The organism is Nocardia carnea (genome assembly GCF_029868855.1).
Classification (GTDB): Bacteria; Actinomycetota; Actinomycetes; order Mycobacteriales; family Mycobacteriaceae; genus Nocardia; species Nocardia carnea_A.
Map to the genome: position 1 here is coordinate 1 of NZ_JARWOV010000237.1, position 9530 is coordinate 9530.

At 66.5% G+C, this 9530-nt stretch carries 10 protein-coding genes and 1 pseudogene; 1 reads left to right on the forward strand and 10 read right to left on the reverse strand.

What is annotated here, in order from left to right:
* From QH195_RS22990 to QH195_RS23030, 9 genes and pseudogenes are all read right to left on the reverse strand, one after another.
* Positions 1-622 (reverse strand): annotated as a pseudogene (locus QH195_RS22990) (metallophosphoesterase); the annotation flags it as partial.
* Between the two features lie 41 nt (positions 623-663).
* A complete protein-coding gene (locus QH195_RS22995; RefSeq protein ID WP_280436963.1) occupies positions 664-1131 on the reverse strand; it encodes an NUDIX domain-containing protein in 468 nt (155 codons plus the stop codon).
* A complete protein-coding gene (locus QH195_RS23000) occupies positions 1094-1357 on the reverse strand; it encodes a hypothetical protein (RefSeq protein WP_280436964.1) in 264 nt (87 codons plus the stop codon). The genes QH195_RS22995 and QH195_RS23000 overlap by 38 nt, the downstream gene beginning before the upstream one ends.
* 357 nt (positions 1358-1714) lie before the next feature.
* Positions 1715-1912 carry a ferredoxin gene (locus QH195_RS23005; protein ID WP_280436965.1) on the reverse strand — a complete coding sequence of 66 codons (198 nt, stop codon included), beginning with the start codon at positions 1910-1912 and terminating at the stop codon, positions 1715-1717.
* Between the two features lie 44 nt (positions 1913-1956).
* A complete protein-coding gene (locus tag QH195_RS23010) occupies positions 1957-2895 on the reverse strand; it encodes a PDR/VanB family oxidoreductase (protein ID WP_280436966.1) in 939 nt (312 codons plus the stop codon).
* A gap of 2 nt (positions 2896-2897) precedes the next feature.
* Positions 2898-4103 carry a cytochrome P450 gene (locus tag QH195_RS23015; protein WP_280436967.1) on the reverse strand — a complete coding sequence of 402 codons (1206 nt, stop codon included), beginning with the start codon at positions 4101-4103 and terminating at the stop codon, positions 2898-2900.
* A 1-nt stretch (position 4104) separates the two neighbouring features.
* Positions 4105-5295: a cytochrome P450 gene (locus QH195_RS23020; RefSeq protein ID WP_280436968.1), complete on the reverse strand. Its 1191-nt coding sequence runs from the start codon at positions 5293-5295 to the stop codon at positions 4105-4107.
* Positions 5296-5340: 45 nt separating this feature from the next.
* Positions 5341-6339 carry an alpha/beta fold hydrolase gene (locus QH195_RS23025; protein ID WP_280436969.1) on the reverse strand — a complete coding sequence of 333 codons (999 nt, stop codon included), beginning with the start codon at positions 6337-6339 and terminating at the stop codon, positions 5341-5343.
* Positions 6340-6566: 227 nt separating this feature from the next.
* Positions 6567-7553 (reverse strand): AraC family transcriptional regulator, encoded by a 987-nt coding sequence (locus QH195_RS23030; protein WP_280436970.1) that lies wholly within the window; start codon positions 7551-7553, stop codon positions 6567-6569.
* Between the two features lie 287 nt (positions 7554-7840).
* Between QH195_RS23030 and QH195_RS23035 the strand changes: the two genes are divergently transcribed.
* Complete coding sequence (locus QH195_RS23035) at positions 7841-8686, forward strand: AraC family transcriptional regulator (RefSeq protein WP_280436971.1); 846 nt, start codon at positions 7841-7843, stop codon at positions 8684-8686.
* A gap of 158 nt (positions 8687-8844) precedes the next feature.
* Here QH195_RS23035 and QH195_RS23040 read toward each other — a convergent pair whose 3' ends face one another.
* Entirely contained in the window at positions 8845-9318 is a 474-nt protein-coding gene (locus QH195_RS23040; RefSeq protein WP_280406589.1) for an Lrp/AsnC family transcriptional regulator, read from the reverse strand.
* Positions 9319-9530: the final 212 nt, after the last annotated feature.

Genomic DNA, 9530 nt, shown 5'->3' on the forward strand with positions numbered 1-9530 from the left:
CATGGGCCACGATATCGGGACGTAGTTCGTTCACGGCCGCAGCAACACCGAGCGACCACTTCGTCCGGTCGATCGGACCGAAATGGGTATCGGTGACGACGACGACTCGGGTGCCGTCCAGCCCCGGGCCGAGTCGCGGCACGGTGACGTCCACATGCTTTATCCGAGGAACTCGCATCGCCTCCCGATTACCCCAGACCAGGAGAGCTGCGGTGACGAAAACGACCGCTGCGGCCACCGACCGCGAGCGAACCGGGTCTTCTACGCCCACGAAGGCAAGTACGAGCCGCGCGATGGTGCCGATCACCGACCACACGAAGAGCACCCACACAATTCCCAGGATGGAGTCGCCGATCATGCCGGCCCAGTCGAGATGGCGGCGGCCGTGGCTCAATACCAGCGTCACGGGTAGAACTACGAGCGTTATCGCGAAGGCCGCTGTTCCCAGTACGACCACCGGTGCCGGCCACCGAGTCCCGGACATCACCAACGTCCACCACGGGACAGCGAAGAGAACCAGCAGCACGGCGACGATCGTCGTAATGATCGCAAATGCCCGCACGGGCCCGGATGAAGTACGCGAATCCGATCGGATCGCCGTATCCGGCGACGGAGTGCTCACCACCTCGATACTAATTCAGTTCCCCAGATGCTCAGTCGATGTCAGCGAAGTCGCTCCGCAAGCCGGGGCAGCAATGGCCGCTGGCCAGTGATCAGCTTGTCGTGCGCGGTTGTCAGATCGAACCATTCGACCCGATCGACCTCGGGGAAAGCGCGGTACTCGCCCGACCGCGGCGGCCATTCCATCTCGAATACCCCCGGCACCACCCGAGCCGGATCGAGCTCGCCCTCGACCGCCCACACCGTGACCTGCTTCTTGCTCCGCCCGCGGCCGTACCGCACCTCCCCCAGCGCGATCCACTCTCCGTCGGGCACCGGCATACCCAGCTCCTCGTCGAATTCGCGGGCCGCGGCGGCGCGTGCCTCCTCGGTCGCCGGCTCGTACTCACCCTTGGGCATCGACCACGCCCCCGAATCCTTACGCGCCCACAGCGGCCCGCCCATATGCCCCAGCAGCACGTGCACCTCCGGCTCACGACGAAACAGCAGAACTCCGGCGCTGTACTTCATGGCGTGAAGTCTGCCCGAATACCTCCCCGGAGAGCCGGTGACCCGGCGTGGGATCCGCCAGTTCCTCCATAGTCCCCGCTGCCAGCAACCGCCCCTCCTCGACAATCGCGATCAGGTCGGCGTAGCCGGTGCCGGTGAGCATCGCAATGTCGGTGACACCGGGCGAGGTCCCGGTGATCCGGATGTCGCGGCCGACGTAGTCCAGCCTCGCCGTGCTCGCCCACACCTACCTCTCCCATCACCGGCGCGATCTCCCCGAACGCACTGGCAACGAACTCCTCTCGCTCGCCCTCGGCGAGATCCTGCCGTCTTCTGGCACACATGATCACCCAAACAGCCATCCGGCAGCGGTCGACCTGGCGGCGTCGGCACCGATACCGAGCCAGAAAGCCCGGATACCGGTGGTCATCGGGGTGATGCCGGGGCCGGTCGTGGCCGGCCCCGCACACCGCCGATCCCCTGGCCCGAACAAGGTGCTGCTCGGATCAGGCGGTGGATGGTCGCCGACCGAGCAGCCTCGCACGGTACGTTCGGGGAATCCGTGTCGGCACGGAACCCCCGTGCACCGCACCGCCCTGACCCGTCACTCTTCTTCGGCGGACAATGCCGCGACCGGACAGCACGAAACTGCCGCGCGGGCGGCCTGTTCCAGGTGCGGCGGAACGTAGCCGTCCGAGTACAGGACGGGCTCGGCATTCTCATCGAGGTACAGCACGCCCTCGGAAGTGGCCGCGCACTGACCGTGCCCTTCACATCGCTGGCGATTGATATGGATTCGCATGATCGAACTCCTGTCCGGCAGTATCCGGCGCCCGGGCGCCGAGGTCACAGGTCCAAGGTGAGCAGGGGGGTTCTACTGCGCGAGACGCACACCATCATCTGCTCGCCCTGGGCGCGCTCTTCGTCGGTCAGGACAAAATCACGGTGGTCGGGTTCACCGCCCAATACCCGCGATTCGCAGCTGCCGCACATGCCCTCTTCACAGGAGGTGAGGACATCGACCCCGGCGTCACGCAGCACGTCGAGCAGACTGCGGTCACCCGGGACACGCAGGCGCAGTCCGCTCCTCGCCAGTTCTACCTCGAAATCCCGGTTCTCGGCGTTCTCCTGCGGCTTCGGTGAGAACCGCTCGACCCGTAAGGCGGCGTGCAGTCCTACGGTGGCACACGCGGTCTCCATCGCCGCCAGCAGCGGTCCGGGACCGCAGCAGTAGATCAATGCGCCTTTCGGTACGTCGCGCAGCGCACTCGAGATATCGAGTAGCCCGCATTCGTCCTGCGGCACCACCCGCACCTTTTCCCCGTATCTTCCGAGCTCGTCGAGGAAGGCCATGGACGCACGGCTGCGGCCGCCGTAGAGCAACCGCCAACTGCTGCCTGCCCGGTGCGCTTGCGCGATCATCGGCAGAATCGGGGTGATTCCGATGCCGCCGGCGACGAACAGGTAGCTCCCGGCAGGTTCGAGCGCGAAGTGATTGCGTGGGCGGGAGACCTCGAGCAGCGCACCTTCGCCGACCTCGTCGTGCAAAGCACGCGAACCACCACGACTTTCCGGTTCGCGCAGCACGGCGATCCGGTACTCCCCGGATTCCGCGGGATCCCCGCACAACGAATACTGCCGGACCAGCCCCGGTCCGCAGTGCACGTCCACGTGGGCTCCCGCAGACCACTCCTGGAGCCCACCGCCGGCGGGGTCACGGATCCGCAGCTCTACCACCCCCTCCGCGCACCGGCGTTTCGACGCGACGACAAGATGCTGTGACACTGCTATGCCTCTTCCGGAGTGAACGTCACGGGAAGCGCGACGATCGGCAGCAGCATCCCGGAGGTCATACCGGCCTCGACCACCGGTCCGGCGAGCTGCACGTCGGGCAGCCGAGTGAGCAGCACCTCCAACGCGATCCGCAGTTCGGCGCGCGCGAGATGTTGTCCCTGACAGCTGTGCAGGCCACCACCGAAGGCGACATGCGGATTGCGCTGCCGCCCGGGATCGAAGTGTTCCGGATCGGTGAAGACCTCCGGATCACGGTTGGCTGCCCCGAGATTGAGCATGACCCGTTCCCCGGCCGCCAGCGGGTGCCCCCCGATCAGCGTGTCGGTGGTGACTGTCCGAGCAAACAACTGCAACGGCGTGGTCAGGCGCAGGCTCTCCTCGATCACCCGGGCAATGGTTTTGCGGTCGCCGATCAGGTCGCGCACCCCGGGCTCGCCGAGCGCGTGGCGGAGCAGGCCGGCGATTCCGGCGGCGGTCGAATGGTGCCCGCCGAGAAGGTAGGCCGTGAGCACACCGGCCACTCCGCCGGCATCGAGAGCGACCCCGGCCACCGATCCGCGCGCCAGCTGACTGAGGTAGTCATCGCGCGGATGCTCCCGCCGCTCGGCCAACCGCTGCTCAGTGAAGGCCGCGAAGCGCGCTTGCTGGTCCGCGAACTCGGCGGTGCCCATGGATTCGAACATCGCCACGGCGAGTTCACGTACCTCGACTGCCTCGGCTTGGTCCAACCCGACCATTCGGCCGACCACGATCGCCGGCAACGGTTCGGCGAAGGAGCTGACGAGATCTGTCGCACCGGTCGCCGCGAACTGGTCGATCAGCAGATTGGCGATTTCGGCGATGGTCGGCTCCATCGCGCGCACCGCCGTGGGAGTCAGCGGCGCGCCCAGTACTTCCCGCCACATCGTATGCGCGGGTTCGTCGAACTCCAGTGCGGGGATCTTGGGCAGCCCGGTCTGCGGAATGGCGATGCCGTTCTCGCCGGAGGAAAAGCGATCCGAATCGGAGAGCGCATCACGGACGTCCTGGTACCGGTTGACGTAGGAGAACCCGCCGTAGAACTCGCTGTGCACCACAGGGCATCCACTGTCGCGCATACGGGCGAAGATTTCGCGCACTTCGCCGGCCGGAACCGAGGAGTCCTGATGGTCGTAGCCGGTGGTCGCCATGGCAGCGTCGTTGTCACGGTGGACGGTCATGTCACACTCCGTTCGAGGTGGTAACGCGAACACGGATAGCGGAGAAGGCGCGGATCACGTTGTTGAGCAATCGATTCGAGGACAGAACCTCGAATGCCGATACGCGTTTCGCCAGCGCCTCGAGTACTGCATGCGCCTCGATCCGGGCGAGGCCCTGTCCGGCGCAGCCGTGCACGCCGTAGCCGAATCCGACATGGTCGCCGGCACGGCGAGTGATGTCGAACTTGTCCGGGTCCTGCCATTTGCGCTCGTCTCGGTTGGCAGCCGCATAGAGGACGAGAACCCGTTCGGCCGGCCCGATCTCGACCCCGCCGATCGACGTGGGCCGGGTGGTCTGTCGGCAGAACCCGCGGATAGGCGTCTCGAGCCGGACGACCTCGTTGAACGCATTGGGGATCAGCTGCGGATCCCGCCGGACCATGTCCCATTGCTCCGGATGCCGGGCGAACAGGTAGATCGCACTGCCGACCGCGCTGATCGTGGTGTCCAGCGCAGGCCCGAGATAGTCCAGCAGCAGGGCGGGGCACTGCGCGGCCGGGATGCGGCCTTGCTCTGCCGCGGCCAGCACCCCGGCGCCGAGGCTTCCCTCGGCCAGCTCACCGGTGCTCGCCAACCGGGCGGCATAGTCGCCCAGCTGGGCAAGCGCGGGGAGGCTGCGCTGCGAGCGTTCATTGGGCGGCCCGATCGCGTTGAACACCGCACTGGCCCAGTCCAGCAGCTGCGCCCGCCCTTCCTGCGGAAGGCCGACGAAATCAGGTACTACGCTCAGCGGCAGTACTTGCGCGAGTTCGGTGACAGCGTCGAACTCGCCCCGCACGACCAGATCGTCGACCAGCCGCTCGGCCTGGTCGACGATCCCCTGCTTACGGCCGGCCAGTGCCCGCGGGGTCAGCGAACTCGCCACAATGGAGCGCAGCGTGTCATGCTCCGGCGCATCGCTGGCCAAGGTGGTGCCCTTGGTGATCTCGTTGACCGGTGCGGTCAACGAGACTCCGGCGGCGGAACTGAACGTCTCGGTGTCCTTGAGGACCTCGCGGACGTTGTCGTATCGCGCGACCACCCAGGTGTCGTGCGGGGTCAGGTAGACGGCAGGGCCGGCGTCCCGGATTCGCCGGTACGCCTCGTACGGCCGCAGCGTCAGCTCATCGGAGTAGATGTCGATATCGATCGACGGCGTCATCGACGTAGACACGTATTCACCTCGTTCTCCCGTGGACGAAACGATCCGATTGCCCGGTCACAACTCGAGCAGTTCACGGATGAGCTCGGTGACCTCTGCCGGGGCCTCGAGCGGCCAGAAGTGTCCGGTGTGGAGGTAGCGCACCTTGACGTCTTTCGCGTTCGGAAGGTATTCGCGAACGTTTTCGTAGTACTCCCGGGGCTGTGTCTTGCTGTCGTACCCCTGCATGATCATCACCGGGCACTGCCACGCCGCGAGAAGCCGCTCGCGCCGGTCGATCCACTCCTGCCGGAATGTCGACGAATTGAAGTATCGCGGCACCGCGCGGGAACAGTCCGGATAGGAGATTTCCTGGATCACCCGGCGCAGCTGATCCGGTGGAACCGGAATCGAGCTCAGCCAGGTGTAGGCCCAGGCAACGAACCGTCGTGGGTCGTCCATGATCCCGTTGCGGGGCGCCTCGGCGAAGAGCTCGCCCTGTGGCGCCAGAGCGGGGTGGAAATGGTAGAGGTGCTGTTCACCGCGACCGTAGCGCAGCACACGATCCGGGTGGTTCGCGGCGATGTAATCGCCCTGCATGGTGCCGCGGTCGTGGGTCACCATGGTGAACCGGTCGACTCCCATCGAATCGAGGACCCGCACAAGCTCTTCCGCGGCGGCCTCGTGCCGGTAATCACCGGGTTTCTTGTCCGACTGCCCGTATCCTTTGAGATCGATGGCAATGCACCGGTAATTCGAGGACAAAGCGGCCATCTGGTGGTGCCACTCATACCAGGAATCCGGGATTCCGTGCAGAAAGACGATAGCTTCACCGGCCCCGCATTCGGCCCAGTGATATCGCACGACTTCCTTGTCGCCGTCGACATCGGCGAAATGGTGCGTGAACACGACTCCGTCCAGGACCTCGGTTGCTCCCTCCTGATCCGGCTCTCGCGCAGCGACGTCTCCGAGCTCGGCGACCCGCTGGGCGATCAGTTCTTCGTCGGGAAGGAAATCTTCCAGTACCTTCGCCGCCCGCTCGGGAAGCTCCGAATACTGGAGGGAACTTTTCGGCATGACACTGTCCTCTCATAACACTGTGAAGGCGTTCGGAAAACACATTCGATTTCCGGCCTCACCGAAGTCCCGACCGCAGTCCCCGCGTCTCGGGATCCAAATGATGGTGTGACGGAGAGGACATTAGGTACGGCCATCGGCCGTAGTCAGCATGATGCGCGTATTGTCCGCACATCCTTTCGCGTTCTGTCCTCGTCCGGGCCGCGCACAGGTCGTGGTCCGGCGCCTCAGCTGCGGCGCAACGTCTCGGAAGGACGCCGACCGTACAACGCGAAGTACTTGTCGGCGAACCGTCCCACGTTGCTGAACCCCCAGCGTTTCGCGACCGAAGTCACGGTTACCCCATGCTGCGGACTGCCCGCGACCAGTTCCGCGTGCGCGCGGCGCAACCTGGTCTCGAGCAAATAGGCGTGCGGAGTGGTACCGAGTTCGGCACGAAAGCCGAGCTCCAGACTGCGCAGGCTCACTCCGACGGCATCGGCCAGCTCGGACGGGGTGATGGATTGAGACGCAGCGCCTTCGAGATATTCTCTGGCCCGATCGATCGTCCGCCGCGGACCGGCCGGCTCCGGCGCTGCCGAAGGGGGTTCGGCGAACTGCCCGGCCACCAGCAGACTGGTCATCGCCTGTTCACTCAACCGCCACAACAAACCCGCCGACAAGCTACGGGTGCCGACAACGCGCTGCTGGGATGCGAATTCGACGAGTGAGGCAACACCCAGCAGTCCGGCCAGCCCCGCGTGTCCGATCAGGTGCGGCTCGAACCTGCCGATAGCGACTGCCGCATATCCGGGGTCCACGCTGCACGCAAAGGCACGCAAGCTGGGGAGTCCTATTTTGAAACAATAGAACTGCAGGTCCGCGCTCCAGTCCAGGCGCATCGGCAGGCCCGGCGGAATGACGACCGCCGAACGATGCGCTTCGGCTACCGCGGCGAACTCCCCTTGCCGGACACCCATTGCCCCCCTTACCGGCACTACAACTCCCACAGACTCCCGCAGCGGCGCCCCGAGGACGGTCAACGGCGCACCGTAATGCATGTAGTACAGGGAGACACCCCCCAGGCAGATTCCGTTGATCCGGGCCTGGAAACCGGTTCCGGCCGCTTGTAACCGGTGCTCGGCGAGCAGTTGCGCACCGACGGTTTCGGCTTCCCGCACCGATTGTGTACGCAACAACTGAGTTTCGGCGAAGGGCATCGCATCCGCGCACATGGTGAACTCCGTTGGTTGTCGCAGGCCTCGAGCAGGCCGGATGCGCTGATGCCGTGCCTGAGCGACTCCGCAGGAGTGACCACACCCGCAACAGTTGGCAGGGACCAGGACCAGGAATCTCAGCTAAGTAAGCATATTCAATATGCTAAATTCCCCTACCCTGCTGGTCAAGGACGAGAGGACCCCTCTCGGGCGATCACCTTCCCTCGGGATCGAACCGGTCACGCAACCGGCCGGCTCGTTCGATTATTTCGATTACCGTCGACACCACGTGGTGAACATCGGCAGTGTTCCCGACATCGGCCGTCACAGACACCGCTGCTTGCTACACCACTCACACCTGCGCGACAGTACTTCTCGCCGCCCGCCTCACCGACGACCCCACGAACACCGGCGGCACGGGACGCGGCCGGTGCGAGCATGTGGCCGCTCGCGGGCGCGGTACCGGCGAGGTGATCAGCCTCGGGTCGCCGCCCGCGACCACGCGGATCGTCACTATCCACTACGACAGCGACCCGGCCGCGCTCACCCAGATCCTGACCGTACTACCCGGTCTCGTGCACGTGCGGGCCGAGGCGGGTACGCCGGGACTGACCGATACGGTGCGTATGCTCGCCCGGGAACTCGCCTATCCGCAGCTCGCCACGCCTGCCGTACTGAAGAGCCTTGTCGACATCGTGCTCGTGCAGATGCTGCGCGCCTGGCTCGCGGTGAACCCCCCTGAGTGCTTCGGCACCTGGCTGGGTGCGCTTAACGACCCTGTCATAGGCAAGGCACTGCGGCATCTGCACGCGAATTCGGCCGTTCCCTGGACGACTTCGCTGCTCGCAGAAGCCAGCTCGATCTCCCGCGCGACCCTCGCCCGGCGGTTCCCGGCCGCGACGGGATACACCCCCGCGGTGTATCTGGCGAACTGGCGCATGGATCTGGCCGCCGTGCGGTTACGCGACAGCCATGACTCCCTCGAGACGATCGCCGAGGCGGTCGGCTACGGGTCGGTGCCGGCGTTCACCCGCGCCTTCACCCGGGCGCACGGACGCACGCCCGGCCGCTACCGCAGCGAGACGCGCAGCCACAGCGGTACGGCCTTCCGGTTGGAGACGCCCGCCCCGTCCAGCCTGACGATCGGTTAGTACCGGCACCGCCGTGGGGGACACCGCCTACCGGACCGATCCGGTAGGAGATCACAACGAGTTGTGCGCGTCGGGGCCGGCTTCTGGAACCCCACAGGGTTATCCACCCGATGTTGCTCGAGAAGCGCTGGAAATCGACGCGCACGACCGCGGCGGGCTCAGTACGCCGCGAGCGCAGTCGGCGGGATCACGGTACCGGTCGCTCGGCCGGCGCCGTCCAGCAGCCAGCCCATGCGTTTGGGCGTGCGGAGGTTGATCGCGCTGTCCCGGAGCCGAAGCCACGGCAGCTGCTCGCCGAGCTTCTGCTCGATGCGAAGCATGTCCTGCGGTGATCGGGTCCAGAAGGTCATGGCGAGGTTGGCGTCGCCGGTGGTCGAAACGCACATCCGCAACTCCGGCAAGGTGGTGAGCGCTGCCACGGTCCTGCGGTGGTCCGCCGGCTCGACACGCGCCGTCCAGGTGCTGCTCACCGTCCAGCTCGAGGCTTCCGAGGCGAGTTCGCAGCGGAACGACAGCAGGTCCGAGGCGAGCAGCCGGCCGAGCTGCCTGCGCACGGTGGCGGGGTTCCGGCCCGTCGAGCGAGCCAGGTCCGCCGCGGTGCTGCGTCCGTCGGCGGCGAGCGCCTCGATCAACGGCCACGCGGGCCCCCGGGGGGGCCCCGGGGCCCGGGCCGGTGCGCGCGGCGCCCCCGGGGAAGCGGGTTGCTCCCCGCGGCGGGTTCAACCCCCCTCCCCGGGGGGGGCCCCCCCCCCCGCCCCCCCCCCCGCCCCCCCCCCGGGGCCCGGGGGGGCCGTTGACCGCGCCGCGCGCCGCCGACGGACGCAGCACCGCGGCGGACCTGGCT